Raw genomic sequence first — 25258 nt, 5'->3', positions numbered from 1 at the left:
TTTTCCAAGGCAAGGGCAGGCAGAAGCGGCACCATGACAACGCAAAAACTCTACGCAGGCACCAAGCTGCGCGAAACGCGCTCGCGGCTGGGGCTGACCCAAAAAGCCTTTGCCGGAAAACTTGGCGTGTCCTTGCCCTATCTGAACCAGATGGAGAACAACAACAGGCCGGTGTCGACCACTGTGGTGCTCTCGCTGGCGCAGGAATTCGGCTTTGATGTCACAGAGTTATCGACCGGTGATGCGGAACGCCTCGTCTCTGACATGCGCGAGGCGCTGGCCGATCCGGTCTTTGCCGAGATCGCGCCGCCCTTGGCCGATCTGCGCCTGACCGCCTCCAATGCGCCGACGCTGGCGCGCGCCTTTTTGGAGCTACACCGCGCTTACCGCCAGACCCATGAACGCCTTGCCTCGCTGGATGAGGCTTTGGGCCGCGAAGATGCCCGCACACAGCCCAGCCCGTGGGACGAGGTGCGCGATTTCTTCCATTATTGCGACAATTACATCGATGCGGTGGATGTTGCCGCAGAGCATTTCGCCGCCCCTGGCGGTGCGCCGACCAACATCCGCCTCGCCGCGATCAAGGCCTTGGGCCATGCGGGTGTGCGGGTCGAATTTGCCGATATGGACAAGCTGCGCCAATTTGATCCCGAGGCGAAATTGCTGCGCATTTCCTCCTCTGCCGCGCCGCAAACCCAGACCTTTCAAATGCTGTTGCAGGTGGCGCTTCTGGAGCAAGAACAGCTCATCGAGGCGACGCTCGATCTGGCGCGGTTCCAATCAAGCGAGGCGCGCGACATCGCCAAAATCGGGCTGGCCAATTATTTTGCGGGGGCGGCTTTGATGCCCTACACCGCCTTTCTGACCGCCGCCAACGAGATGCGCCATGATCTGGAGCGTCTGGCAGTGCGGTTCGGCGCCTCGATCGAACAGGTCGCGCATCGGCTGTCGACCCTGCAACGCCCTGGAAACAAAGGTATTCCGTTCTTTTTCGTCCGCGTTGATCAGGCCGGCACCATCACCAAACGCCATTCGGCCACACGGTTGCAATTTGCCCGTTTCGGCGGCGCCTGCCCCTTGTGGAATGTGCACCGCGCCTTTGAAACGCCGGGGCGGTTTTTGCGCCAACTGGCCGAAACCCCTGACGGCGTTCGCTACATCAGCCTCGCGCGCGATGTGTCGAAATCGGGCGGCTCCTTTGGCGCGCCGGTGCGGCGCTATGCGATTGCTCTGGGCTGCGAGGTGCGCCATGCCGATGCTTTGGTCTATGCCGACGGGTTGAATTTGCAGATGCCTCAAGCCTTTGAACCGATTGGCATTTCCTGCCGCATCTGCGAACGCGCGACCTGCCATCAACGCTCGGTCCCGCCGCTGGAGCGCCGCCTCAAGGTCGAGGCAGGCACGCGCGGCATTCTGCCCTATGAGGTCGCCTGACGCGGGCGGCGATGCAAAAAAGGGCGCCCAATGATGGAGCGCCCTTTTGGGGTTCAAACAAGGCCGGTTTATACAGACAAAATCTGATAAATCTCGTCCTTCAAAGCCGCGCGCTTTTTGCGCATTTCGGTCTGCGTCAGATCGGAGGTCGGCTCGATGTCCGTTTCGGCGCGGTGCACGGCGCGGTTGATCTCGTGGTACTCATCCGCCAGCTTGGAAAAATGCGCGTCGGCGGCCTTCAACTCGGTCATTTTATCCGCAAACTGGGGGAATTCCTCGTGCAACTCATGGGGGGTATGGCTCATCTCGCTGTCTCCTTCTTATCGCGTTTGACCAAAGCCTAACCCGATCCCTGCGCCCCCACTTTGATCCCGATCAAGCGCTCAGGTGATCTCGTCGCCATATTCCAGAACGATCGGCACGATGACCTCTTCCTCGTCGCATAGATGGCGATTGAGGAAGCGTTCAAACCCGCCTTGCACCTCGCACAAATGCCCCGCCGCCGTGATCACATCGCCGCCCGATTGCGCCGCGCCGATCACCGCATTGGAGGCCTCGGCCAAGGCATTCATCTGCCCGTCCAGCGCATGGTGATCCGCATCCAGCAAGTCGAAGGCCGCATCAAGACGGGCGTCGAAGGGCTTGAATTTGGGGAAATAATGGTGGTCCTCGATATTGTGATGGCCGTGCAATTGCTCAAGCAAGAACCCCGTGTAGCGCGCCATTTCGGGCACATAGCGCGGCGCGCGCCCGTCCAGAAACTCGGCGCTGCCCTCTTGCAGCTTGCCCAAGACCTGCCGGAACATCAAATGGCGCTCCAACCAAAAGCTGGTCAGCTCGTTGAAGTTGGGATGTCCCTGCCAGATCTCGCGCGGATATTTATCCGCCAAGACCCGCAGATGCTCGGGCAGACCCGCGCGGGTCTCGATGTTGTTGTCTTCGCTCATAGGCGCAATCTAACCGCGCGCGCCGCCGCGCCCAAGGGCGCAAATGCACATCACATGTGCGCCGAGCGCTGCGTCTCGCGCCAGTCTTGCGCCATCACCGGCGCGTGGGTGTCGCGCGGCAATTGCCGCCCCAAAACCGCATCGGCGATTTTCTCGCCCACCATGATGCTCGGCCCGTTGAGGTTGCCGTTGGTGATGCGCGGGAAAATGCTGCTGTCGGCGACGCGCAGCCCCTGCACGCCCACAACGCGGCCTTGCGGATCGACCACGGTATCGGGGGCCGCGGGGTCGCCCATCTTGCAGGTGCCGCATGGATGATAGGCGCTTTCGGCATGCTCGCGGATGAAATCATCAATCGCCGCATCCGATTGCACCTCTGCACCCGGTTGGATTTCATGTTTGACGAAGGGCGCCAGCGCTTCTTGGCCGAAAATCTCGCGCGTCAGCCGGATACAGGCGCGAAAATCGCGCCAATCGCTGTCTTCGGACATATAGTTGAACGCGATCTGCGGCGCGGTTTTGGGATCACCGGAGGCCAGCGTGACCGCCCCGCGCGAGGCGCTGCGCATCGGGCCGACATGGGCTTGAAACCCGTGCCCCTCGGCGGCGGCCTTGCCGTCATAGCGCACCGCAAGCGGCAGGAAGTGGAACTGGATATCGGGATAATCGACACCGGCGGCGGAGCGGATGAACCCTGCGGTTTCAAACTGGTTCGACGCGCCAAGCCCGCGGCGCGTGAACAGCCATTGCGCCCCGATCAGCCCCTTCCAAACCAGCTTCCAATATTTGAACAAGGTCACCGGCTGGCTCGCCGCCATCTGGAAATACACCTCCAAGTGGTCTTGCAAATTCTGCCCCACCCCTTGGCGATCCGCGATCACTTCGATGCCATGCGCGCGCAGATGCGCGGCGGGGCCGATCCCCGAAAGCATCAACAATTTCGGGGAGTTGATCGACGAGGCCGCGATAATCACCTCGGCGCCGGCGCGCAAAATATCGCGTGCGCCCTTGCGCTCGACCTCGACGCCGACGGCGCGTTTGCCGTCAAAGACGATGCGCAGGGCCAGCGCGCGGATCACCTCGACATTGCCGGTCTTTTGCGCGGGGCGCAGATAGGCATTGGCCGCCGACCAACGTTGGCCTTTGTAGATCGTCTGCTCCATCGGGCCAAAGCCCTCTTGCGCGGCGCCGTTATAGTCGGAGGTCAGCGCATAGCCCGCTTGGCGCGCCGAGGTGGCGAAAGCCTCGTGCAGCGGGTTGCTGCGCGGTCCGCGCGAGATATGCAAAGGGCCGTTTGTGCCGCGATAGGCCGGATCCTGACCGTCATGCACGCTTTCCATCCGTTTGAAATAGGGCAGCACATCGGCATAGGACCAGCCCGCCGCGCCGCTTTGCTCCCAATGGTCGAAATCGCGCGCATGGCCGCGCACATAGACCATTCCATTGATCGAGGAGGAGCCGCCGATCACCTTGCCGCGCGGGCAAACAAGACGGCGCCCGCCCAGATGCGGTTCGGGCTGCGATTGGAACCCCCAATCGTAAAGCCCCATATTCATTGGATAACTTAGCGCCGCAGGCATCTGGATGAAGGGGCCTGCGTCGCTGCCGCCGTGTTCGATCACGGTGACCGTCTTGCCTGCCTCGGCCAAGCGGTAGGCCATGGCGCAGCCCGCGCTGCCCGCGCCGACGATGATGTAATCTGCTGTCATGGATCAGGACCCTTATGCGGTATCAGAACGGCGCATCGACGGGGCCCATGGCCACATAGACGGATTTAAGCTGGCTGTAATGTTCGATCGCCGCCTTGGAGTTCTCGCGCCCGACACCGGAGGATTTCACCCCCCCGAAAGGGACCTCGACGGGGGCGAGATTATAGGTGTTGATGAAACAGGTGCCCGCCTCCAGCGCGCCGACGACGCGGTGCGCGCGGGTCAGATCCGCGGTGAAAACCCCCGCTGCGAGGCCGTAATCACTGGCATTGGCGCGGGCGATGACCTCGGCCTCTTCCTCGAAGGTAAGCACGCACATGACGGGGCCGAAAATCTCTTCGCGGGCGATGGTCATCTCGTCGGTGACATCGGTAAAGACCGTGGGCTCGATAAAAAACCCTTTGCCATCAACGGCTTTGCCGCCGTGAAACAGGGTCGCGCCTTCGGCTTGGCCCTTGGCGATATAGGAGAGGGTGATGTCGCGCTGCGCTGCCGAGACCATGGGGCCGAAGTTGACCGCCTCGTCTTGCGGATCGCCCATCACCACCGCGCCGAGCCGCTCCTTGAGCCGTTTGAGGAATACGTCGCGGATCGAGGCGTGGACGTAAACCCTTGTTCCGTTTGAACAAACTTGGCCTGTGGAATAGAAATTTCCCAAGATCGCGCCGCCCACGGCATCGTCGATATTGGCGTCCTCAAAGACCACCATCGGGCTTTTTCCGCCCAATTCCATCGTCACATGTTTCATCTGTGCGGCGGCGGCGGCGTAGACTTTTTTCCCCGTCGGAACAGATCCGGTGAGCGAGACCTTGTCCACGCGCGGGTCGGTGACAAGCGGCGCGCCGACCTCTCCAGCGCCTTGTAATACTTGGAAAATTCCGTCCGGCAGGCCCGCCTCCGAGAGGATTTCGGCGACCTTCAAGGCGCACAGCGGGGTCACCTCGGAGGGTTTGAAGATCATCGCATTGCCGCAGGCCAAGGCGGGGGCGGCTTTCCAACAGGCGATCTGGGTGGGGTAGTTCCATGCGCCGATGCCGACGCACAGGCCCAAAGCCTCGCGGATGGTATAGACCCAATCGCCGCCAAGGGGGATGTATTCGCCGGTTAAGCTACTGGAAAGGCTACCGAAATACTCCAGCGCATCGGCGCCGGAGGTGGCGTCGGCGACGAGGGTTTCTTGCAAGGGTTTGCCAGTGTCATAGGTTTCGAGCACCGACAATTCGTGATTGCGCGCGCGGAAAATATCGGCGGCGCGGCGCAGGATGCGGCCACGTTCGGTGCCAGACAGAGCGGCCCATGCGGGCTGTGCCGCCTTGGCGGATTCTATCGCTTTTTCAATCAGTTGCGGGGTCGCCGCATGGAGGGTTGCGATGGTCTCTCCGGTGGCGGGATAGAGCACGGGCATCGGCGTGCCGCGCGTATCCTCGACATAGGCTCCGTTGATAAAATGGCTGGCGGCGGGTTGGATCACGGTCATATCGGGCGGCTTTCTCAAAGGGGCAAAGAGCGGGCGTTTGGCCCTGTCGGTATTGCGTCGGTAAAACGTCGGTATTGCGTCGGTGCGGTTTCGGTCTGGTATCGGCGCGGTTTCGGGCGGGTATCGCGCGCTCGGGTGCGGGGTTTGGCGCCTCTAGCGAGCGGCGCGGGGGCGCCTGCCGCCCCGCCCTGCCCCGCCGCGCCTTGGTTATTCGCCGCGCGGGAACCTTTGGTTCTCTTCGAGCACGTTCAAATCCATATGGTTGCGCATGTAGCGTTCGGAGGCTTTTTGCAGCGGCTGGTAATCCCACGGGAAATAGCCGCCCTGCCGCAAGGCCTCATAGACCACCCAGCGGCGCGCTTGGCTTTGGCGCACATCGGCGTCGAAGGCCTCCAGATCCCACCGCTGCGCCGCCATGTGTTTGAGCCGCGCATAGGTCTCGGCATGGGCCGGATCGCCGGCCAGATTGGTCAGCTCATGCGGATCGGCGGCAAGGTCGAACAATTGGTCCGGATCAAGCGCGCAGGCGGTGAATTTATACCGCCCCTCGACCAAGGCGACCATCGGCGCATAGGAAGCCTCGGCGGCATATTCCATCGCCACGGGCGAGCGGCGCGTGCCGCCTTCTTGACCCAAGGGTTTGAGGCTCTCGCCGCTGGTCCATGGCATGACCTCTTGCATGCTCACCCCCGCCAGATCGCAAACCGTCGGGCAGATGTCGATGTTGGACACCGGCGCGGTGACCAATCCGGCCTCCATCTCGGGGGCGCTGATCATCACGGGCACGCGGGCCGAGCCTTCGAGAAAGCTCATCTTGAACCATAGCCCGCGTTCGCCCAGCATATCGCCGTGATCGGAGACAAAGAGGATGATCGCCTCTTGGCGGGTGGTCTCCAGCGCCTCCATCACCTCGCCGATCTTATCGTCGAGATAGGAGATATTGGCGAAATAGGCGCGGCGCGAGCGGCGGATATCGTCTTCGGAAATGTCGAAATTGCGCCAGTCATTGGCGTCGAAAATCCGCTGCGCATGGGGGTCGTGATCGGCGTAATCCATCGCGGGCACCTGCGGCAACAGATGCGCGCAATCCTCATAGAGGTCCCAGTATTTTTTGCGCGCCACATAGGGGTCATGCGGATGGGTGAAGCTGACGGTCAGGCACCACGGGCGCGCATCCAGCCCGCGGCCCAGATCATAGACCTTGCGCGTGGCGTGATAGGCGACCTCGTCGTCATATTCCATCTGGTTGGTGATCTCGGCGACGCCCGATCCGGTGACCGACCCCATATTGTGATACCACCAATCGATCCGCTCGCCAGGCTTGCGGTAATCGGGGGTCCATCCGAAATCGGGCGGGTAGATGTCGGTGGTCAGGCGCTCTTCGAAACCGTGCAACTGGTCGGGGCCGACGAAATGCATCTTGCCCGACAGGCAGGTTTGATAGCCCGCGCGGCGCAGGTGATGCGCGTAGGTCGGGATCGAGGATGCAAATTCGGCGGCATTGTCGTAAACGCCGGTCTGGCTGGGCAATTGGCCGGACATGAACGACGCGCGCCCCGGGGCGCAAAGCGGCGAGGCAGTATAGGCGTTTTTGAACCGCGTGGAGCGGGCGGCGAGCTTTTTGAGGTTGGGCGCATGGAGCCAGTCCGCAGGCCCGTCGGGAAAGAGCGTGCCGTTGAGTTGGTCGACCATAAAGATCAAGATATTCGGGCGGCTCATGGGCGCGGGTCCTTTCGGGGGGCGGTTAGGGGGGCGGTTTGGCTGGCATCTTGGGCGTTTTGGGCGGCGTCTTGGGACCACTCGGGCGCGGCGATTTTGATCGGCGCGAGCATATCCTCGGCCGCCCCGCGCAGCATCGCCACCGCCGCCGCCCCGCCCATCGCATCGCTGCGCAGGGCTTGGCGCAGGTAAACCCCGTCAATGAGCGCGCCGATCAGGTCGGCCTTTTGCGCGGCGGCTTCGCCCGCCAAGGGGCGCAAGGCGTGGGTGAGATTGGATTGCAAGCGGCGCCGATAGACCGTCAACAGGCGCAGCGCTTCCTCGCTCGATTGCGCCAGAACGTAGAAATTGAGCCAAGCGGCGATGACGTCCTCGCTGAAATTCGACGGCGCGAAAGAGGCGCAGATGATCGCATCGAGCCGCGCGGCGGGGGTCTTGGCCGCCGCGATCCGCCCGCGCGCCTCATCGGCGAACATCACAAGGATATGGCGCATGGCGGCCAGAAGGATTTGGTCCTTTCCACCGAAATAATGATGCGCCAAAGCGGTGGACATGCCCGCGCGGCGCGCGATCTTGCCGACCGTCACGTCGAGCGTTCCGGCGGCGCCGATCTCTGCAATCGTCGCCTTTACAAGCGCCGCGCGCCTGATAGGTTCCATCCCGAGCTTAGGCATCGTTGTCACCTCTATTAGACCCTTGCTTTCTTCTCGATATTGTTCATTGATTGACTCGTCAATCAATAAAAATCGCCAACTCAGGGAGCGACCCATGACACTCAAATCCACTCTTTCCGCTCTGGCCCTTGTGGCCGCCAGCCCCGCCCTTGCCGATTGCGGCTCGGTGACTTTCTCTGATGTCGGCTGGACCGATATCACCACCACGACCTCGGCCACGAAACATGTGCTGGAGGCCTTGGGCTACGACGTCGAGGTGAAAATCCTCTCGGTGCCAGTGACCTTTGCGGCGCTGGAATCCGATGATGTCGATGTGTTCTTGGGCAACTGGATGCCCGCGCAGGCCGGTGCCATCACCCCCTATATCGAAAGCGGCGAGATCGAATCCGTCGGCGTCAATTTGACGGGGACGAAATACACCCTCGCCGTGCCCGCCTATACCTATGACAAGGGCCTGCAATCCTACGCCGATATCGCCAAATTCCGCGAGAGCCTTGATGGCAAAATCTACGGCATCGAACCGGGCAATGAGGGCAACGGCTACCTCGTCTCGCTGGCCGAGGCCGACACCCACGGGCTCAAGGGCTTCGAGGTGATCGAAAGCTCCGAGCAAGGCATGCTGGCACAGGTCAAACGCGCCTATAAAAAGGGCGATGACGTGGTGTTCCTTGGCTGGGAGCCGCATCCGATGAACGCCAATTTCGAATTGAAATACCTGCCAGGCGGCGAGGATTTCTTTGGCGGTGAGGGCGTGGTCGAAACCGTGACGCGCAAGGGCTATGCCGCCGAATGCCCCAATGTGGGCAAATTCCTTGCCAACCTCAAATTCTCGCTGCCGATGGAAAACTCGATCATGGGCCAGATCCTCGACGAAGGTATGGACCCCGACGCCGCGACAATGGCGTGGCTCAAGGCGAACGGCGATGTGCTGGACGCGTGGCTCGACGGGGTGAGCACCAAAGACGGCGCCGAGGGGTTGCCAGCGGTCAAAGCGGCCCTCGGCCTTTAAGCCCGATCAGGGCGCGCCTCCTTCGGGACGCGCGCCCTTTTCATATCTAAGCCTCTAAAAACAAAAACCAAAACAGGGACGCGCGCATGGATTCCATCTTGGACTGGATCACCTCCAGCAAAATCCCCGTCGGCAAAGTCGCCGAAGGATTTTTCGACATTTTGCAAGACAACGGAGCCGTGGTCTTTGACGGGCTGGCCGCCGCATTGGAGGCGATGATCGACGCGTTTTTATGGGTGCTGCAAACCCCGCATCCCTTGATCGTGATCGCGGTTTTTGTGGCGCTGACCTATGTGTTGCAACGCTCGTGGAAGACGGCACTTTTCGTGCTGCTCGGATTTTTGTTCATCCTCAACCAAGGCTATTGGAAGGAAACCACGCAAAGCTTGACGCTGGTCCTGTCGGCCTGTGTCGTGTGCATGGGGGTGGGCGTTCCGATCGGGATTGCGGCGGCGCACCGGCCCAAATTATACCGCACATTGCGCCCTGTTCTGGACCTGATGCAAACCCTGCCGACCTTTGTCTATCTCATTCCTGCGATTGTGTTTTTCGGCATCGGCATGGTGCCTGGATTGATCGCATCGGTGATCTTTGTGCTGCCCGCGCCGATCCGTTTGACGCAGCTTGGCATTGCCTCGACCCCGACGCCGCTTTTGGAGGCCGCCGAAGCCTTTGGCGCGACGCCTCGGCAAAAGCTGTGGAAGGTGGAATTGCCCTATGCCTTGCCGCAAATCATGGCCGGTTTGAACCAGACGATCATGCTGTCGCTGTCGATGGTGGTGATCGCGGCCTTGGTGGGGGCGAACGGGCTGGGCGTGCCGGTGATGCGCGCGCTCGGACAGGTCAACACCGCGCTCGGCTTCGAGAGCGGATTGATCATCGTGGTGGTGGCGATCATGCTTGACCGCATGTTGCGGGTGGAGCGTTGATCATGAGCACAGCAGTAGAATTCGACAAGGTTTCCATCGTCTTTGGCGAGGCGCCCGAACGCGCCCTGCCCTTGATGGACGAGATGCAAAGCCGCGCCGATATCCAAGAGGCGACGGGGCAGGTTCTGGGCGTGCATGATTGCTCGCTCAGCGTCAAAGAGGGCGAGATTTTGGTGCTCATGGGCCTGTCGGGCTCGGGCAAATCCACGCTGCTGCGCGCGGTCAACGGGCTCAACCCCGTGGCGCGCGGCGCGGTGCGCGTGAACGATGGCGATCACATGATCGAGGTCGGCAGCAGCGATGCCAAGACCCTGCGCCACCTGCGCCAGCGCCGCGTGGCGATGGTGTTCCAACAATTCGGCCTTCTGCCGTGGCGCAGCGTCGAAGAGAACGTCGGGCTGGGGTTGGAACTGTCTGGGATGGGGCGCGCCGAACGCGCAGAGGCGGTCAAGAAACAGCTCGACCTCGTCTCGCTGTCCGATTGGGCGGATCGCAAGGTGGGCGAATTGTCCGGCGGCATGCAGCAACGCGTCGGATTGGCCCGCGCCTTTGCCACCGAAGCGCCGATCTTGCTGATGGACGAGCCGTTTTCGGCGCTCGATCCCTTGATCCGCACCCATTTGCAAGACGAGCTTTTGAGCCTGCAAAAGCAATTGCAGCGCACGATTATTTTCGTCAGCCATGACCTTGATGAGGCCTTCAAGATCGGCAATCGCATCGCCATTATGGAGGGCGGACGGATCATCCAATGCGGCACCCCGCAAGAGATTTTCACCGCGCCGGCCAATGACTATGTCGCCGAATTTGTCGCCCATATGAACCCGCTCGGCGTGCTGCGCGCGCGCGATGTCATGGCACCTGCGGGCGATGCACGCCCCGAGATCACAGTGGCCGCCGACCTGCCGATCCGCGAGGTGATGGCGGCGACGGATGATGCGCAGAAACATATCGGCGTCGAAGAGGGCGGCGCCTTGATCGGGGTGATCACGCGCGGGCAGATTTTGGCCAAACTGCTCGACCCGCGCGGATAGGGCGCGGGCCTAGACCTTGGTCGCCGTGGCGGTCGGGGTGACGCGGCGGTTGATCTGCGCCTCGCGCCACGTCATGAAGCTGATCGCGCCAAGGATCACCGCGCCGCCGACCAGCACCCACAGATCGAAGGCCTCGCCGAAAAACGTGGTGCCAAGGGCGACCGCCCAGATCAGTTGCAAAAACGTGACCGGCTGTGTCACCGTCAGGGGCGCGGCGGCAAAGGCCAAGGTCATGGTGTAATGGCCCAAGGTGGCGACAAAGGCCGTGAGGGTCAAAAGCCCCAAGGTCGTCCATGTGGGCGTGACCCAATTGAGCGCCGCCAAAGGCGCCAGCCCGATGGCCACGGTGACCGACAACATCGCCACCACCAGCGCCGGATCGCTTTCGTCCGAGACCATTTTGCCGGTCAGGAAGGAGCCCGCAAAGGCCATGGTCGCGATCAGCATCGCCAGATGCCCGTCGCCGACCTCGCGCACACCAGGGCGCAAGATGATCATCACCCCGACCAAAGCCACCGCAATCGCCAATATCCGACGCAACGCGAGCTTCTCGCCCAAAAACAGCGCCGCGCCCAAGGTCACATAGACCGGCGAGAGGTAATTCATCGCCGTCACATCCTGTAGCGGGATGTGCACCATGGCGTAAAACCACAGCGCCACGCCGACGGTGTGAAAGGCGCCGCGCAGGGCGAAAACCTTGATCTGCCGCACAGTGGGGCGGGCCCGCATCAAGGGGCGCATGAGCGGCAGCAAAAACACCAAACCGATGGAATAGCGCAAGAACGCCGCCTCGGCTGCGGGGACTTGGGGACCGGTGATACGAACAATCGCGGTGACGCCAACAAAGAGCAGACCCGTCAAAACCATCCAAAGAATGCCCTTGATGGGCTGCGGATTATTATTTTGCATAGCGGATTTCTAGCAGAGGCGCGGCGGGTGGAAAAGCCGCAAAATGCCGAGCGCGGGCGGCGCAAGAGGCGCGCGCCCTAGCCGCCCAGCGCCAGTTTGACCGCGATCGCCCACATCACCGCGCCGATACCGGCCTCGAAAATGCGCCACGTCAGGGGGCGGGCAAAGAGCGGTGCCAAAAGCCGCGCCCCGTAGCCCAGCGCGAAAAAGAACACGAAGCTGGCCGTCATCGCGCCCGCAGCAAAGCCCGCCCGCGGGGTGTAATTGGACGAGACCGCGCCCAGCAAGACCACCGTATCGAGATAGACATGCGGATTGGCCCATGTGAGCAGCAAGCAGGTCGCCAGCGCCTTGCCCAGCGAGGCCCGCGCGCCCGATGCGGCCTCAAGCCCGCCCTGCCCCCCGCGCCATGCGGCGGCAAAGCTGCGCAGCCCGTAGACCAACAAAAACGCCGCGCCGCCGTAGCGCATCAGCGGCTCGATCCACGGGGCGGCTTTGCTCAGCGCGCCAAATCCGGCCACCCCCGCCGCGATCAAAATCGCATCCGACAGCGCACAGGTCAGGCAGACCGCAAAGACATGGGAGCGCGCCAATCCCTGCCGCAAGACAAAGGCATTTTGCGCGCCGATGGCGAGGATCAAGGACAGCCCGAGCCAGAACCCCGCCGCAGCCGATGCCGTCAGCCCCGCCGTCACCCCCGCCGTCACAAGGCCCGCCTTGCCGCCGCAACGCGCAAAGCGCGCCGCGCCCCCGCGCGGGCGGCAAAATGCAAACAGGGCGCCCCGCGAAGAAGCGCCCTGCCGTAAGGGATTGCGCGGCGGATCACAGCTGCGCCATGACCTCGTCGGAGGCTTCGAAATTGGCGGTGACGCGCTGCACGTCATCGTCATCTTCAAGCGCATCAATCAGCTTCATCAGCTTTTCCATGCCCTCAAGGTCCAACTCGGTGCTGATATTGGGCACCCAAACCAGTTTGGTGCTCTCGCTCTCGCCCAGATCGGCCTCCAGCGCGGTGGCGACCTCGTTGAGATCGGTATCGGCGCAATAGATCACATGGCCCTCGTCGGAGCTTTGCACATCCTCGGCGCCCGCCTCAATGGCGGCCATCATCACCGTGTCGGCGTCGCCCACGGAGGCGGGGTAGGTCACCTCGCCCTTGCGGTCGAACATAAAGCCGACAGAGCCGGTTTCGCCCAGATTGCCGCCCGCTTTGGTAAAGGTCGAGCGCACCGAGGAGGCGGTGCGGTTGCGGTTGTCGGTCATCGCCTCGACGATCACCGCCACGCCGCCCGGGCCATAGCCCTCATAGCGGATTTCTTCGTAATCCTCGCCCTCGCCCGCCATGGATTTCTTGATCGCGCGTTCGATCACATCCTTGGGCACCGAGGAGGATTTCGCCTCTTTGACGGCCAGACGCAGGCGCGGGTTTTTATCGGGATCGGGGTCGCCCATTTTTGCCGCGACGGTGATCTCTTTGGACAGTTTCGAGAAAAGCTTGGCGCGCAGCTTGTCCTGACGCCCTTTGCGGTGCTGGATGTTTGCCCATTTGGAATGGCCGGCCATAAGTGGACCCCTTGGATATGCTACTGTTTGGCCATCCTATATGCCATGGGGCGCGTCTCGTGCAACCCCGCGCCAGCGCATATCGGGGCATATGGAACAGGGCGCGCCGGCACGGGCGCGCCCTGAGCAACCATGCCGCGCACCATGGGGATGGGTGGCAAGCGGGGCATGGGTATGGCGCGCGCTATTGCGGGGCCAATTCAATGTCGAACCGCGCCAAGGGGGGCTCGCCCTCTTCCCATGCGCGGCGCAGCTCCAGCGCCAGCCGCGCAGGCGCGCCGCCCATGAAGCGAAAGCTCAGCACCCGCACGGATGCGGCTCCGGCTGCTGCTGCCGCCTCACGACCCGCCCGATCACGGCCCGTCTCTTCTCGGCCCGTCTCTTCCCGGCCTGTCTCTTCCCGGCCGTCCTCGCCCGACTGCGGCTCATTGCGGTCCTCGACCATCTCGCAGCAGGTCTCGGGCGGCAGGGTCCATCGGTATCCGGTGGTGGGGTTTTCATCGAGACGCAATTCGATCACTGCGCCCGCAGGGACGCGGACAGTTTTGCCCGCGTCCTCCATGGAAAGGCGGATATCACCGCTCATCGCCGTGCCCTCCGCAGCTTCGCATGGTCACCATCCATAATGGTTACCACACATAGATCTCTTGGATCTCGTTCGAGGAGGAGATCTTGAGATTGACCGTGGCGTTCATTTGCTCGGCATGGGCGCCCATCATCACCATGGCCAGAAAGGCGCTGTCATTGGCATTGGACAGGCGGCGCCATCCCATGCCTTGCACCGAAACAAAGGCGTTGCGGTTCGAGCTGTTGCACCATGTGGCGGTGATCTTCTTGCCGTTGTGCCATGCGGTGACCCCGTCGGCGGCCACGGCTTCGGCGGTCTCGTCACCGGGGGGCGACATGGCGGGCACGTCGCTGGCGCTCAGCTTGGCCTCCGAGATCATCGCATTGATATCAAGGCTCGGTGCGCCGCCATCAGAGGCAGCCGCCGCGCGCAGGGTTTCGGGGGTTTCAGCGGGGGATTTTTTGTCTTTTACATCAGCCATTTGAATAGTCCTTTGGTATAAATGAATAAGGGTTTCGGCACGCCGCCGCGCGGCGGCGCACCATGGGGAAACGGGGCTTAGATCACATAGATCTCTTTGACTTTGCTGCCGTCGATCAGCGCGCGCACCGTGCGGTTGCCGCCTTTGGCGCCGATCAGATCGGCGAGCATGGCATGTTGCTGCACCGCGCTGGTGGTGGTCAGCTTTTTCCACCCCAATCCGGTGAAATGCACATAGGCGTTGCGGTCGCTTTCATTGGTCCACAGCCCGTTGACTTTGAGGTTGTTGTTCCAAGTTTTCACCGTCACGCCATTGGAGCCGTAAGGCCCGAGCCATGTTTCGATCTGGGCCTGACCATAGGCGATTTTGAAATAACCGCCCTCGCCCCAATTGGTGCCCCAGCTGTTTTTGCAAATCCAGCAGCCCAGCGCATCGTCATAGCCGACGATCTCGACGCAATGCCCGCCCGCCGCATCGCCCGACACATGGCGATAGACGCCCGAGCGGTAGGAGAAGAAATCCTGATAGACGATGAAACAGCCGGTGACAGAGCCGCGCGTGGCGATCCATTCCTTGATCTTGGTGCGGCTGGTCAATTTGGTTTTGCCCAAGGATTTGGCGACATTGGCCTCCCATCCGGTCGGCACGGCGCAGGCCTGCTGGTTGCCGGTATAGGGATAGACGCTTTCAAGGGTGACGCCCTTGTCCTTGCATTTGTCCAAGGCCTGATCGGGGAACCAGCCATTGGCACAGGTGCGCCCCTCTTCGCCGCCGTGGCAATAGAACAGATGCGCCTCCGACAGGTCGAGGTTGTAGCTGTCCGATGCGATGGAGCGGCGGTAGGTCGTCTCCATCACCGCGACGACGCCATGCGCCACGCAAGAGCCGCAGCCGCCTTGGTTTTTCGGCGGGGTGGTGTAGTTCTTGCCGCCCACATCACGGTGGTCGAATTTGGTCGGCAGGCCAGCGGCGGTTTCAGAGGCGATGACATCTGCGGTCACCATCGGCGCGGCTTTATCCGCGGCGACCGCTTGCTCAAAGCTCATGGCACCGGCGGGGGGGATCACGCCGAGGCGCATGCGCCGTTCGTCCTCTGTCAACATTGCCATTTCGGTGCTCTCGTCCATCTCCCACGGCGCGCCGGCCGCTTTGAGATCCTTGGCGAGGGCCTTCAGGCTAAGTGCTTCAGTCATTGAAAATCTCCTGTAATCGGTTGAATTTACGTCTCATTCCCGATCCTTCCCCACACCGCAGCCCGTCGGCGAAGCCGCAGGCCGCGAGGCAAAGCTTCCCCATCCTGCGGCGCACTCACACGGGCCGCAGGGTGGGAAAAGACATAGCTTGAGCGTGCGCCGGACAGGGGGTCCGCCGATGCCAAGGCATGTCAAAACATCAGGTCTTTGTCGTCGGTCTTTAAAGTTGGTCTGTGATCACGGGTCGCCCCGCGAGCGGTTTAAAAATTAAGGGTCGTCAAAAAATTGGTCTTCAAATTTCCCCTCCAAAACGGTGTGAAAGACCCGTTTCGGAAGCGATGACCTAAGGTAACATAGATGCGCGATTGCGCCAACCGCAGTAATTTCGTTGCGGCTCAAGGTCTTGCCAAAAGGTTAACGAAATCGCGGCGCGAATCGCACGAATCATCAATGAAATAAGGGTTTTAGACGCATGTTTTTGCGCTCACAGGGGGCACACAGGCAGCTCACCACCGGCTCACAGCCCGCTCACGGCCCGCGTGCATGGCAAGGCGCGCGCGCTCAGGGCGGGCGCTCTGGGCGGGTGCATCGGGCGCTGCGCGATAGGGATTTGCCGCGCGCAAGGTGGCGGGCTATGTCTGCGCTATGACATTTGACCAGATCACGCTTTTCGCGCTTTTCGCCGCCGTCTTCGCCCTGCTGCTTTGGGGGCGCTACCGCTATGACCTTGTGGCCTTCAGCGCGCTCATGGTCGGGGTGGTCTTGGGCGTGGTGCCCAAGGAGGAGGCCTTTAGCGGGTTCGGCCATCCGGCGACCTTGATCGTGGCGCTGGTATTGGTGGTTTCGGCGGGGCTGGTGCGCTCGGGCGCGGTGTTCTTGATCACCCGCACCTTGGTGGACAGCTCGCGCAGCCTTGGCGGGCATATCACCTTGATGGGCGGGATCGGCGCGGTGCTGTCGGCCTTTATGAACAATGTTGCGGCGCTTGCGCTGCTTATGCCCGTGGACATCCAGACCGCGCGCAAGGCGGGGCGCGCGCCGGCGCTGTCGCTGATGCCGCTGAGCTTTGCGACGATCCTTGGCGGCATGGCGACCTTGATCGGCACGCCGCCCAATATCATCATCGCCGCCTTTCGCGAAGAGGCCGTCGGCACCCCCTATCATATGTTCGATTTCGCCCCCGTGGGCGGGATCACGGCGATTGCGGGGCTGGTGTTTGTGGCGCTGATCGGCTGGCGGCTGATCCCTCAGCGCGGCGAGGCCGGATTTGCGGCGAAGGATTTTTCGCCCTATGTGGCCGAATTGACCGTACCCGAAGACAGCAAGCTGATCGGCAAGCGCCTGTCCGAACTCGACCCCGACGCCGAAAAGGCCGATGTGGCGCTGATCGGGGTGATCCGCGATGGCAAGCGCCGCTATGGCCCCGCGCGCAACACGGTTTTGCGCGCCGGTGATGCTTTGGTCATCGAGGCCAGCCCCAATGCGTTGGACGAATTTCGCACCGCTTTGGGATTGGCCTTTTCGGACCAGACCCGCGAGGACCTGCTGCGCGCCGATGGCGCGGGGCTGGACCTGATCGAGGTGGTGGTGCAAACGGATGCGCGCATCGAAGGGCGCACGGCGCAGGGCATCGGCCTTGCATGGCGGCGCCGCGCGGTGCTTTTGGGCATTGCGCGCCAAGGCAAGCGCATCTCCAGCCAAGTGCGCAAAACCGAAGTGCGCGCCGGTGACATCTTGCTCATTCTCGTGCCCAAGGACCAAGGGCCCGAGATCACCGACTGGCTCGGCTGTCTGGCCTTGGCCGAACGCGGATTGGCGGTCACCGAAGACAGCAAGACATGGCTCGCTATCGGGCTGTTTGCGGGGGCCGTGGCGGCGGCCAGTTTCGGTTTGGTCTATCTGCCCGTGGCTTTGGGATTGGTGGTCGTGGCCTATGTTTTGGCGAAAATCGTGCCGATCAAGGAGCTATACACCCATATCGAATGGCCGGTGGTGGTCTTGCTCGGCTCGATGATCCCGCTGGGCGCGGCGCTGGAAAGCTCGGGCGGGACCGAGCTTTTGGCAGGCTCCTTGGTGGGGGTGACAGAGGGATTGCCCGCTTGGGCGATTTTGACGGTGCTGATGGTGGTGACCATGACCCTGTCGGATGTGCTCAATAATACGGCGACGACCATCGTGGCCGCCCCCGTGTCGATCCAGATGGCCAGCGCCTTGGGCGTCTCGCCCGATCCGTTTTTGATGGCGGTGGCGGTGGCGGCGTCTTCGGCCTATCTGACGCCGATCGGGCATAAGAACAACACGCTGATCCTCGGGCCAGGGGGCTATCGGTTTGGCGATTACTGGCGCATGGGGCTGCCGCTTGAGGTTTTGGTCGTGGCGGTCTCGATCCCGACGATCCTTGTGTTCTGGCCGATGTAGCGCCACTGTGAGCGAAGCCGCAAAGCCCGAACGCGGGCGGGGCGCAGGCGGGCGCGGCGCATAGCGCGGCGCAGCAAAGGACACAACGATGAGCGAGCCGGACAAGGGAAGCGATAAGGGCAACGCAAGGGGCCAAGGCAACGGCGCCGAACATGGCACCGCAAGGGCCATCGCCAAGGCCGACGCCACCATCGCAAGGATCGCCAAACGCGGGGCCTTGCGCCTGTCGGAGGCCGAGATCGCCGCCCTGCGCGCCGCGCCGCCGACCCATGAGTTGGCGCAAAAGATGCTCGGCGCCCATGCCTTCAACGCGGGCGATTATGCGGGCGCCTTGCACCATTGCCAAAACGCCTATCACGTGAGCCGCTCGCCCGAGAACGAGGCCAATCTGTTGTCGGCCCTGCAACGGCGCGGCAAGCTGCGCGAGGCGATGGCGCTGATCGCGGCCTCGCCCCATCTGGAGGCGCAGACCCGCGAGGGGCGGCTGGCCGAATTGCATCTGCGCGCCGGTGATCCGCAGGCCGCGCGCACCCATGGCAGCCGCGCCTTGGCACTCAAGGATGCGGGTGCCCCGCCCAGCCCCGATCCGCGCCCCGATCCGGTGCTGCGCGCCTTTGATCCGCAAGCGCGCGGGCGCAATATCATCGCCTATTCGCTGTTCGGCCATAACGCGCGCTATCATCAGGGGGCGCTGCGCAATGCGATGGTGGTCAAATACCTCTATCCCTCATGGACGCCGCGATTTTATATCGACGCCTCCGTGCCCAAAACCACCCGCGCCGGATTGGCCGCGCAGGGCGCGCAATTGCGCGAGGTGCCCAAGCTGGAGGCGGGGCGCTACGGGCTGTTCTGGCGGTTCTTGGTCGAGGATGACGAGAGCGTGGATTTCTATCTGGTGCGCGATGCCGATGCGGTGCCCAATGCCAAAGAGGCCGCCGCCGTGGCCGCATGGCTGCGCGCGGGCCAGCCCTTTCATCTGATGCGCGATTTTCCCTCGCACGCAGAGTTGATCCTTGCGGGGATGTGGGGGGCGCAGCGCGGCAATCTGTCCGGTATGGGCCGCGCCATCATGGCCCATGTCAAATCCCGCGCCAGCACGCTCAATGCGCGCGCCGATGACCAGATGTTCTTGCGCGACTGGGTCTGGCCGCAGATGCGCGGGCGGGTCTTGCAACACGACAGCCAATTCGAGTTTGAGGGCGCGCGCCCCTTTCCGGCGGGGTTTGATTTGCCCGACGGCATGCATATCGGCCAAGACGACAGCGCCGCGCCTGCGCGCGCCATGGCGGGGGGCACGGCGGGCAAGCGCGCGGATAGAGACACCGGAAAAGACAGGGGAAAAGGCGCGGGCAAAGACAGGGGCAAGGATCAGGGCTAGGAGCAAGGCAAGGCCTGACCCCGCCCCGTTCACAGCCCGCCTGCGGCGCCCCTTCCCTGCGCCGCCGTCCTACGCGCCGCCTGATTCACAGCCGCCCCGCGCGTGCCCGCTAGAGCGGCCAGATCATCGGAATAACCGCCGAGGCCAAAAGCCCCATGCTCAGGTTCAGCGGAATGCCGACCCGCATGAAATCGGTAAATTTATACCCGCCCGGACCATAGACCAGCATGTTGGTCTGATAGCCGATGGGGGTGGCAAAGCTGGCCGAGGCGGCGATCATGACAGCAATCACCAAGGGCCGCGCATCCAGCCCCAAAGCATCGGCCAGACCGATGGCAATCGGCGTGACCACCACGGCCACGGCATTGTTAGACACCAATTCGGTCAGGACCGAGGTGAGCAGATAGATCGCCCAGATCACCACCGGACCAGGCAAATTGCCCATCAGCGGCGCCACCGCCTCGACGATAAGCCGCACCGCGCCCGTATGTTCGAGCGCCGCGCCCACCGCGAGCATCGCGAAAATCAGCGCCAAGAGCCGCCCGTCGACAAAGGAAAACGCCTCGTCCGCGTCGATACAGCGGGTCAAGAATACCGCCGTCACCGCAAGGATCGACAACAAGAAGATCGGCGCAACGCCCATCGCCGCGAGAACCACAATCGCCACCAAGGACAAGATCGCAATCGGCGCATGGCCGCGCCGGAAGGCCCGCGCCGTGGGGGTGGTCACATCGACCATATCCATTTCCGAGGCCAGCCGTTTGATGTCTTCGGGCGCGCCTTCGAGCAAAAGCGTATCGCCGACGCGCACCACGAGGTCTTCGAGTTGGCGGCCGATGTTCTGGTTGCGCCGGTGCACGGCCAAGGGATAGACCCCGAACCGGCGGCGCAGACGCATAGAGCCAAGCGAGCGCCCGACCATCTTGCACCCCGGAGTGATCAGAACCTCGACCGTATGGGTTTCGACCGCCGACACCTGATCGACGCGCTTGAGGCTTTTGTTGCGCTGCAGGCTCAATAGCTCGGTCATCTGGGTGCGCAAAACCACGCGGTCACCGGTTTGCAAGGTCACGTCTTTGAGGTTGTGGCGCAGCGAGGTATCGCCGCGCACCACGTCGATCAATCGCACGCCTTCGCGTTTGAACAATTGCACGCCGCTGACCTCGCGCCCGATCAGGTTGCTGTCCGGCGGGATCACCGCTTCGGTGAAAAACTTCATCCGGCTGCGGTCCGAAAGCATCGAGGCCATGCTGTCGCGCTCGGGCAAAAGCCGCGGGCTGATGAAGCGCAAATAGATCATGCCCCATGTCACGAGGATGATGCCCAATGGGGTGACCTCGAAGATGGTAAAGGCCTCCATCCCGCGGGCACGGGCCACACCATCGACCAGCAGGTTGGTCGAGGTGCCGATCAAGGTCAGCGTGCCGCCAAGGATCGCCGCATAGCTCAGCGGGATCAAAAACTTGCTCGCCGAGGCGCCAAGGGTGCGCGAAAGCTGCACAAAGACGGGGATCATCACGACCACCACCGGCGTGTTGGACACAAAGGCCGAGGCCAGCACCACAAAGCCGAGCAGCATGGCAATGGCCAGTTTCGGGTTCACCTGCGCCTGTTTGTCGGCCAGCGAGGTAAAGGCATCCAAAGCCCCCGTGCGCACCAAAGCCCCCATGACGATAAACATCGCCGCAATGGTCCAAGGCGCAGGGTTGGAGAGCACCTCCAAAGCCGCGTCATAGGGCAAAAGCCCCAGCCCCAACATCAACGCCGCGCCGGTGATCGCCACGACCTCGGTCGGATAGTATTCCTTTACGAAAAGAATGAACATGATCACCACAACGAGAAGCGTCATAACCGCCTGTCCCGTTTGGGAAAATTCCAAAAATTGCATGGATGCAAATGCCCCTGTTATCGCCTGCGCGCTAGTTTGCCATTATCGGACAGGCAGGAGCAAGAGAATGTCGCGCAGACCCGCCGCATCGGCACAAATTCCGCGCGAACGGACCTGTGCGGCTTCGGCATAAGGCAGATGGCGGGGGGGGGGGGACGGACGTTGGCTCAAAGTCCGTACTAGAGGCCGGCCAGCACACAAAGAAAGGTCGATTTTCCAGCGGGTTTATGACCCTATGGGCTGTACAGAGCTATTCGAACTTGATTGAAAATGAACTTCCGAGCACTCTTCGAAAAGAAATGGGTTACTACTGTAAAACAGATCAACTAACATTAATTTTATTTGCGTCACTCGCAGCACAGGCCTCTAGAACTAACATGGTTTCTGACGCAGAACACATAACTAAAGTCTTGAAGGTGGTGGCGAACGACGCTCGTATTTGTCATGAAAACTTAGAACTACTCAAACAAATCGAGGGCGGTAGAGCGGCAGCTGGCGTTACTGGTACACATTATCACGCACATATCTTTGAACGGCTTGCGCAAAATGCTCAACAGGCGGCGATGCTAAATTTAGCCAAGATTTTTGACGAGACGAAAGATGCCCTAGGCATTAGGAAGCTTGACAAAAAAAATAAGGGCCTCCCCGAAGAACTTTCAGAACCGGAGCTGATAAAACAACATATAGAGCGTCTGAAGATGTGGCGTAACGCGCTACTCGCTCATTCCGGCGCGCAACAGTTAAAGAAGGACATTCCAAGTAGTTATCCATTATCTCAAAATGATCTGGCGGAGATACTCAACTACGCGTTTAGAGTAATTGAACACTATCGGTTGGCTCATTGCCCTGAGTGCAATTTTGGTATCCCACCTCAACTCACCGATGTGCTTGACCATCGTTGGCAGGGCATGAAAGACGCTGTTGAAGTTCTGTTGGGGAGTAAAGTCGCTGTCCCAAATGACGATCCGCGTATTCAAAGAAAGCCCAAAATGGGTTTCGAGTAGGAATACGGTCGTTCGTTGCCATGCAGAAAATGGTAGATATGGGCTCACCGCCGCCCCTCGCTGCTCCGCTGCGCCTTTGGACACAGGCCAATACGTCAATCTGATGTTTCCTATGCGCCCCCCTCGGGCGAGACACTTCACGCGCGCGGGGCCGAGCGGGCGGGGGTGGTTCTATCCTGCGCGGATGATCGCCGCAGCCTCAGCATAAGGCCGATGGCGGGAGTGCGGGACGCTAGATGCGGGTCACCTTGGCTTTGATGTCGGACGCCGATGAACTATTCGGGACCTCAGCGCAGGGCCTAGACCCATCGCAAAGCAAGCGGACATCTGACAACGCCTTGTGTATCGGTCGCGTTTGGAAATAATTGAAGTCGGCAAGCCGCCAATCGGGGCACGGATCTTTCTCGGTCGGCGGCTCATGACGACCGAGGACCGGCGAAGGGAATAAGGCATGTATATCGGGGAACTTGCCCGACGGACGGGTGTGACACGCAAAGCGATACGCCACTATGAGGCCCTTGGGATTTTGCCTGAGCCGCAGCGCAAGGGCAGCTATCGCGTGTATGAACAAGACGATGAGACGCTGCTTTGCATCATCACGCAGGCACAGAAGCTTGGGTTCAGCTTGCGGGAAATCCGTGAGATTTCGACGCAGCAACACAGGAAGGGCGTGCTGCCGGTCGAGACGGTAATGCAGATGATCGCGCGCAAACGCGCCGAGCTACGAGAGAGGATCGCAGATGCAAAGCGTCTCGACCGCGAACTCACCGAAACCTGCGACCGCTTGGCATCCGTGCATACCTAGGATCGGAGCGGACGAAACCTCCTTGACTTGTCCCCTAGGGGGAAGGCTTATCGTTGCGCCTCCAACTTGACCACGGAGGCAACATGCTCAAATTTCTGGACACTCTAAGCCAGCACCTATCCCACAAACGCAATCCCGCCGCCCTTTTAGCAGGCGGTGCTGCCACGATTGCAGGGCTGTGGCTTTTCAACCTGTCACCGGCCCCCTTCTCGCAAACCGTGCTGTTGGCAAAGACCGGCTCCGGATTGCTCGACCTGTTGCCCTTCTACACCTCCGGTGAGGCCTATCGAAATCTGTCAAACTTGGGCGAGGACGGGCGCAGCGCTTACGGTCTCTTTCTCGCAGTCGATTACCTGTTTATCGCCATTTATTCGATGACATCGGCATGGATCATCTCGGCACTTGTGCGCCGCACGCCCGAGGCGGGCAGCAAGCTGATGCGGCTCAACCTTGTGCCATTGGCGCTTGGCCTATGCGATTTCGTCGAGAATAGCTGCAATCTCGCACAGCTCCTTGCTTTTCCCGCAGCGCTTCACTCTGTCGGCACGCTCGCAGGGATCGCCACCCTGTCCAAGCATTGCCTGACGATCTTGGTTTTTGGTCTCATGGCCTATCTGGCCCTGCGGGCATTTCGCCCCGCGGCAAAAGCCAACTGATGGGACGGCTTGGGGTCAGGGCCTCGCTGGCGCGCCATCCCCAATCGGGGGGCTGCCGGTCGGCGCTGTAGCATGCGCCGCTTCGGGCCCCTTGCGGGCCGTCGCTGAACCGCAGAGGGGTGGCGGGATTGGGCGGCGAAGCGGACAGCCATTGGAATGGTCTGAGTGTGTGCGCGCCTAGCCCGAGGGCCCTATACTTTGCGGTGCATCGTCGCAAATCTCGTACCAAGAGGGCTTTTCACCAACGCATTCGTGGGATTGGTTCACAAGGCCCAGATCACTATCCAAAGTGTTCGCCGATATGGGAAAGCGATCTTCTGTCGATAAAATCTCGCCCAAAGAAGTCCCGCAGATTTTGCAAAAACAGCGTGGATAGATGTAGGGCGCAACCGGCTCGAAAATCTTCACGCAGTCTTTGCCTTGGATCCATTTCACATCTGCGCGTTTCACAAACACAATCGTGCTTGCACCAACTTTTCGGCACCGCGAGCAGTGGCAGGTTCCCATAAAAGACGGTGGGTTTGCCAACTCAAATTGAACGGCTTGGCAGCAGCAGCTTCCTTTGGTCATGATCGCCTCGCTTTGTGTTACAAACACCGTCCTGTCATATGTTCGAAGCGCGATAAATATGGCATGCTGACAGCATAGTGGCAGCATCAAATGAAAAGGTGGACCCATGCGCAAGGCAGAGCGTCTGTTTGAGATTGTTCAATTTCTGCGCCGCGTGGGCGGTCCGGTCTCTGCTGAACGCATTGCGCAGGAATTGGGATCGTCGAAGCGCTCGGTCTATCGCGATGTCGCGGCCTTGAAGGCCCAAGACATCCCGATCCGAGGTGAGGCTGGTATCGGATATGTCCTTGAAAAAGGCTTTGACATGCCGCCGTTGATGCTCACCTCGGACGAGTTGGATGCCGCTGTTTTGGGCGCACATTGGGTCGCAAGTAGAGGCGAGCCGGATTTGGCAAAAGCCGCCCTAAACTTGCTTGCAAAGATAGAAGTGGTCGTTCCCGAGCGCTTGCGCAGACAGGTGTTGGAGCCTGCGACAAGTATCGCGCCTGTCGTTCCGGCATCCGAAGCGGTCAACTCCTCAATGCTTAGGAATGCCATCCGCGCCCACCGAAAGATAAGCTTGGTATATGAAGGCGGGAATGGAAGACGCAGTGAACGCGTGGTCTGGCCAATTCTTCTGGGCTATCGGGACGCGGGCCGCATTCTTGCTGCTTGGTGTGAACTTCGAAGCGACTTTCGCTATTTTCGAACGGATCGCATGGTTTCAGCGGACACTCTTGAGCAACGGATACCAGAAAATGCACTGGCTTTACGTGCGCGCTGGCGAACTGCGATGGATCAAGAGCGCGCGCGCTACGCAAGCCAGCCCCAAGAGCGCGGGTGATGCCTAGATTGCGTTCGGGTGCACCAAAGCCGACCTAGGCGCCTTGCAACGGCCCCCAGCAGCTAAGTTCCAT

General features: G+C 61.4%; 23 protein-coding genes and 1 pseudogene. 10 read left to right on the top strand and 14 right to left on the bottom strand.

The window, feature by feature from the left end:
* Positions 1-33 precede the first annotated feature (33 nt).
* A complete protein-coding gene (locus ABWV64_RS11285) occupies positions 34-1434 on the top strand; it encodes a helix-turn-helix domain-containing protein (protein WP_353345237.1) in 1401 nt (466 codons plus the stop codon).
* A 68-nt stretch (positions 1435-1502) separates the two neighbouring features.
* On the opposite strand, the gene ABWV64_RS11280 is transcribed toward ABWV64_RS11285, so the two are convergent.
* The 6 genes and pseudogenes from ABWV64_RS11280 to betI all read right to left on the bottom strand — a co-directional run.
* Complete coding sequence (locus tag ABWV64_RS11280) at positions 1503-1739, bottom strand: HP1242/YdcH family protein (protein WP_353345235.1); 237 nt, start codon at positions 1737-1739, stop codon at positions 1503-1505.
* 78 nt (positions 1740-1817) lie between these two features.
* Positions 1818-2381 (bottom strand): hemerythrin domain-containing protein, encoded by a 564-nt coding sequence (locus ABWV64_RS11275; protein WP_353345233.1) that lies wholly within the window; start codon positions 2379-2381, stop codon positions 1818-1820.
* Positions 2382-2431: 50 nt separating this feature from the next.
* Positions 2432-4090, bottom strand: a complete 1659-nt coding sequence (betA, locus tag ABWV64_RS11270; RefSeq protein WP_353345230.1) for a choline dehydrogenase — start codon at positions 4088-4090, stop codon at positions 2432-2434.
* A 22-nt stretch (positions 4091-4112) separates the two neighbouring features.
* Positions 4113-5567 carry a betaine-aldehyde dehydrogenase gene (gene betB, locus ABWV64_RS11265; RefSeq protein WP_353345228.1) on the bottom strand — a complete coding sequence of 485 codons (1455 nt, stop codon included), beginning with the start codon at positions 5565-5567 and terminating at the stop codon, positions 4113-4115.
* Between the two features lie 207 nt (positions 5568-5774).
* A complete protein-coding gene (gene betC / locus ABWV64_RS11260) occupies positions 5775-7286 on the bottom strand; it encodes a choline-sulfatase (RefSeq protein WP_353345226.1) in 1512 nt (503 codons plus the stop codon).
* 116 nt (positions 7287-7402) lie between these two features.
* A pseudogene (gene betI, locus ABWV64_RS11255) lies at positions 7403-7960 on the bottom strand (choline-binding transcriptional repressor BetI); the annotation flags it as partial.
* A 94-nt stretch (positions 7961-8054) separates the two neighbouring features.
* Here betI and choX point away from each other — a divergent pair.
* From choX to choV, 3 genes are all read left to right on the top strand, one after another.
* Positions 8055-8969, top strand: a complete 915-nt coding sequence (choX, locus tag ABWV64_RS11250) for a choline ABC transporter substrate-binding protein (RefSeq protein WP_353345224.1) — start codon at positions 8055-8057, stop codon at positions 8967-8969.
* 86 nt (positions 8970-9055) lie between these two features.
* Entirely contained in the window at positions 9056-9898 is an 843-nt protein-coding gene (gene choW / locus ABWV64_RS11245; protein WP_502902648.1) for a choline ABC transporter permease subunit, read from the top strand.
* 2 nt (positions 9899-9900) lie between these two features.
* Positions 9901-10929, top strand: coding sequence for a choline ABC transporter ATP-binding protein (choV, locus tag ABWV64_RS11240; protein ID WP_353345222.1), 1029 nt, complete (start codon positions 9901-9903; stop codon positions 10927-10929).
* Between the two features lie 9 nt (positions 10930-10938).
* Here choV and ABWV64_RS11235 read toward each other — a convergent pair whose 3' ends face one another.
* The 6 genes from ABWV64_RS11235 to ABWV64_RS11210 form a co-directional block, all read right to left on the bottom strand.
* The gene (locus tag ABWV64_RS11235; RefSeq protein WP_353345220.1) at positions 10939-11838 is read right to left on the bottom strand and encodes a DMT family transporter; all 900 of its coding nucleotides are present in this window, start codon (positions 11836-11838) and stop codon (positions 10939-10941) included.
* A 77-nt stretch (positions 11839-11915) separates the two neighbouring features.
* Entirely contained in the window at positions 11916-12545 is a 630-nt protein-coding gene (locus tag ABWV64_RS11230) for a LysE/ArgO family amino acid transporter (protein ID WP_353345218.1), read from the bottom strand.
* Between the two features lie 115 nt (positions 12546-12660).
* Positions 12661-13401, bottom strand: coding sequence for a YebC/PmpR family DNA-binding transcriptional regulator (locus ABWV64_RS11225; protein ID WP_353345216.1), 741 nt, complete (start codon positions 13399-13401; stop codon positions 12661-12663).
* A gap of 184 nt (positions 13402-13585) precedes the next feature.
* Entirely contained in the window at positions 13586-13987 is a 402-nt protein-coding gene (locus ABWV64_RS11220; protein ID WP_353345214.1) for a protease inhibitor I42 family protein, read from the bottom strand.
* Between the two features lie 43 nt (positions 13988-14030).
* Positions 14031-14450 carry a hypothetical protein gene (locus tag ABWV64_RS11215; RefSeq protein WP_353345212.1) on the bottom strand — a complete coding sequence of 140 codons (420 nt, stop codon included), beginning with the start codon at positions 14448-14450 and terminating at the stop codon, positions 14031-14033.
* A gap of 77 nt (positions 14451-14527) precedes the next feature.
* Positions 14528-15643: a C1 family peptidase gene (locus ABWV64_RS11210; protein ID WP_353345210.1), complete on the bottom strand. Its 1116-nt coding sequence runs from the start codon at positions 15641-15643 to the stop codon at positions 14528-14530.
* Positions 15644-16288: 645 nt separating this feature from the next.
* Between ABWV64_RS11210 and ABWV64_RS11205 the strand changes: the two genes are divergently transcribed.
* Both ABWV64_RS11205 and ABWV64_RS11200 read left to right on the top strand, forming a co-directional pair.
* Positions 16289-18061, top strand: coding sequence for an SLC13 family permease (locus ABWV64_RS11205; protein ID WP_353345208.1), 1773 nt, complete (start codon positions 16289-16291; stop codon positions 18059-18061).
* 88 nt (positions 18062-18149) lie between these two features.
* A complete protein-coding gene (locus tag ABWV64_RS11200; RefSeq protein WP_353345206.1) occupies positions 18150-19439 on the top strand; it encodes a tetratricopeptide repeat protein in 1290 nt (429 codons plus the stop codon).
* Between the two features lie 109 nt (positions 19440-19548).
* Here ABWV64_RS11200 and ABWV64_RS11195 read toward each other — a convergent pair whose 3' ends face one another.
* Complete coding sequence (locus tag ABWV64_RS11195; RefSeq protein WP_353345204.1) at positions 19549-21327, bottom strand: SLC13 family permease; 1779 nt, start codon at positions 21325-21327, stop codon at positions 19549-19551.
* A gap of 260 nt (positions 21328-21587) precedes the next feature.
* Here ABWV64_RS11195 and ABWV64_RS11190 point away from each other — a divergent pair, with 260 nt between their 5' ends.
* From ABWV64_RS11190 to ABWV64_RS11180, 3 genes are all read left to right on the top strand, one after another.
* On the top strand, positions 21588-22331 hold the full coding sequence (locus ABWV64_RS11190; protein WP_353345202.1) for an AbiU2 domain-containing protein: 744 nt from the start codon (positions 21588-21590) through the stop codon (positions 22329-22331).
* A 451-nt stretch (positions 22332-22782) separates the two neighbouring features.
* Positions 22783-23136, top strand: a complete 354-nt coding sequence (locus ABWV64_RS11185) for a MerR family transcriptional regulator (RefSeq protein ID WP_353345200.1) — start codon at positions 22783-22785, stop codon at positions 23134-23136.
* Positions 23137-23219: 83 nt separating this feature from the next.
* The gene (locus ABWV64_RS11180; protein WP_353345198.1) at positions 23220-23792 is read left to right on the top strand and encodes a hypothetical protein; all 573 of its coding nucleotides are present in this window, start codon (positions 23220-23222) and stop codon (positions 23790-23792) included.
* A 177-nt stretch (positions 23793-23969) separates the two neighbouring features.
* Here the strand turns inward: ABWV64_RS11180 and ABWV64_RS11175 are convergent, their stop codons facing one another.
* Positions 23970-24362, bottom strand: a complete 393-nt coding sequence (locus tag ABWV64_RS11175; protein WP_353345196.1) for a GFA family protein — start codon at positions 24360-24362, stop codon at positions 23970-23972.
* A 106-nt stretch (positions 24363-24468) separates the two neighbouring features.
* Between ABWV64_RS11175 and ABWV64_RS11170 the strand changes: the two genes are divergently transcribed.
* The gene (locus tag ABWV64_RS11170) at positions 24469-25185 is read left to right on the top strand and encodes a helix-turn-helix transcriptional regulator (RefSeq protein ID WP_353345194.1); all 717 of its coding nucleotides are present in this window, start codon (positions 24469-24471) and stop codon (positions 25183-25185) included.
* Positions 25186-25258 lie beyond the last annotated feature (73 nt).

The sequence above is a fragment of the Litorivita sp. NS0012-18 genome, from assembly GCF_040371945.1.
Lineage (GTDB): Bacteria > Pseudomonadota > Alphaproteobacteria > Rhodobacterales > Rhodobacteraceae > Litorivita.
Note: the sequence above shows the minus strand (reverse complement) of the source record. Positions and strands in the feature narration are given on the sequence as shown.

Coding starts and splice junctions, on each gene's coding strand:
- choX (WP_353345224.1), top strand. CDS start 8,055: ATGACACTCAAATCCACTCTTTCCGCTCTGGCCCTTGTGGCCGCCAGC.
- choV (WP_353345222.1), top strand. CDS start 9,901: ATGAGCACAGCAGTAGAATTCGACAAGGTTTCCATCGTCTTTGGCGAG.
- ABWV64_RS11225 (WP_353345216.1), bottom strand. CDS start 13,401: ATGGCCGGCCATTCCAAATGGGCAAACATCCAGCACCGCAAAGGGCGT.
- ABWV64_RS11275 (WP_353345233.1), bottom strand. CDS start 2,381: ATGAGCGAAGACAACAACATCGAGACCCGCGCGGGTCTGCCCGAGCAT.
- ABWV64_RS11205 (WP_353345208.1), top strand. CDS start 16,289: ATGACATTTGACCAGATCACGCTTTTCGCGCTTTTCGCCGCCGTCTTC.
- ABWV64_RS11220 (WP_353345214.1), bottom strand. CDS start 13,987: ATGAGCGGTGATATCCGCCTTTCCATGGAGGACGCGGGCAAAACTGTC.
- ABWV64_RS11210 (WP_353345210.1), bottom strand. CDS start 15,643: ATGACTGAAGCACTTAGCCTGAAGGCCCTCGCCAAGGATCTCAAAGCG.
- ABWV64_RS11170 (WP_353345194.1), top strand. CDS start 24,469: ATGCGCAAGGCAGAGCGTCTGTTTGAGATTGTTCAATTTCTGCGCCGC.
- betB (WP_353345228.1), bottom strand. CDS start 5,567: ATGACCGTGATCCAACCCGCCGCCAGCCATTTTATCAACGGAGCCTAT.
- ABWV64_RS11215 (WP_353345212.1), bottom strand. CDS start 14,450: ATGGCTGATGTAAAAGACAAAAAATCCCCCGCTGAAACCCCCGAAACC.
- ABWV64_RS11175 (WP_353345196.1), bottom strand. CDS start 24,362: ATGACCAAAGGAAGCTGCTGCTGCCAAGCCGTTCAATTTGAGTTGGCA.
- ABWV64_RS11185 (WP_353345200.1), top strand. CDS start 22,783: ATGTATATCGGGGAACTTGCCCGACGGACGGGTGTGACACGCAAAGCG.
- betC (WP_353345226.1), bottom strand. CDS start 7,286: ATGAGCCGCCCGAATATCTTGATCTTTATGGTCGACCAACTCAACGGC.
- ABWV64_RS11200 (WP_353345206.1), top strand. CDS start 18,150: ATGAGCGAGCCGGACAAGGGAAGCGATAAGGGCAACGCAAGGGGCCAA.
- choW (WP_502902648.1), top strand. CDS start 9,056: ATGGATTCCATCTTGGACTGGATCACCTCCAGCAAAATCCCCGTCGGC.
- ABWV64_RS11180 (WP_353345198.1), top strand. CDS start 23,220: ATGCTCAAATTTCTGGACACTCTAAGCCAGCACCTATCCCACAAACGC.
- ABWV64_RS11195 (WP_353345204.1), bottom strand. CDS start 21,327: ATGCAATTTTTGGAATTTTCCCAAACGGGACAGGCGGTTATGACGCTT.
- ABWV64_RS11235 (WP_353345220.1), bottom strand. CDS start 11,838: ATGCAAAATAATAATCCGCAGCCCATCAAGGGCATTCTTTGGATGGTT.
- ABWV64_RS11285 (WP_353345237.1), top strand. CDS start 34: ATGACAACGCAAAAACTCTACGCAGGCACCAAGCTGCGCGAAACGCGC.
- betA (WP_353345230.1), bottom strand. CDS start 4,090: ATGACAGCAGATTACATCATCGTCGGCGCGGGCAGCGCGGGCTGCGCC.
- ABWV64_RS11280 (WP_353345235.1), bottom strand. CDS start 1,739: ATGAGCCATACCCCCCATGAGTTGCACGAGGAATTCCCCCAGTTTGCG.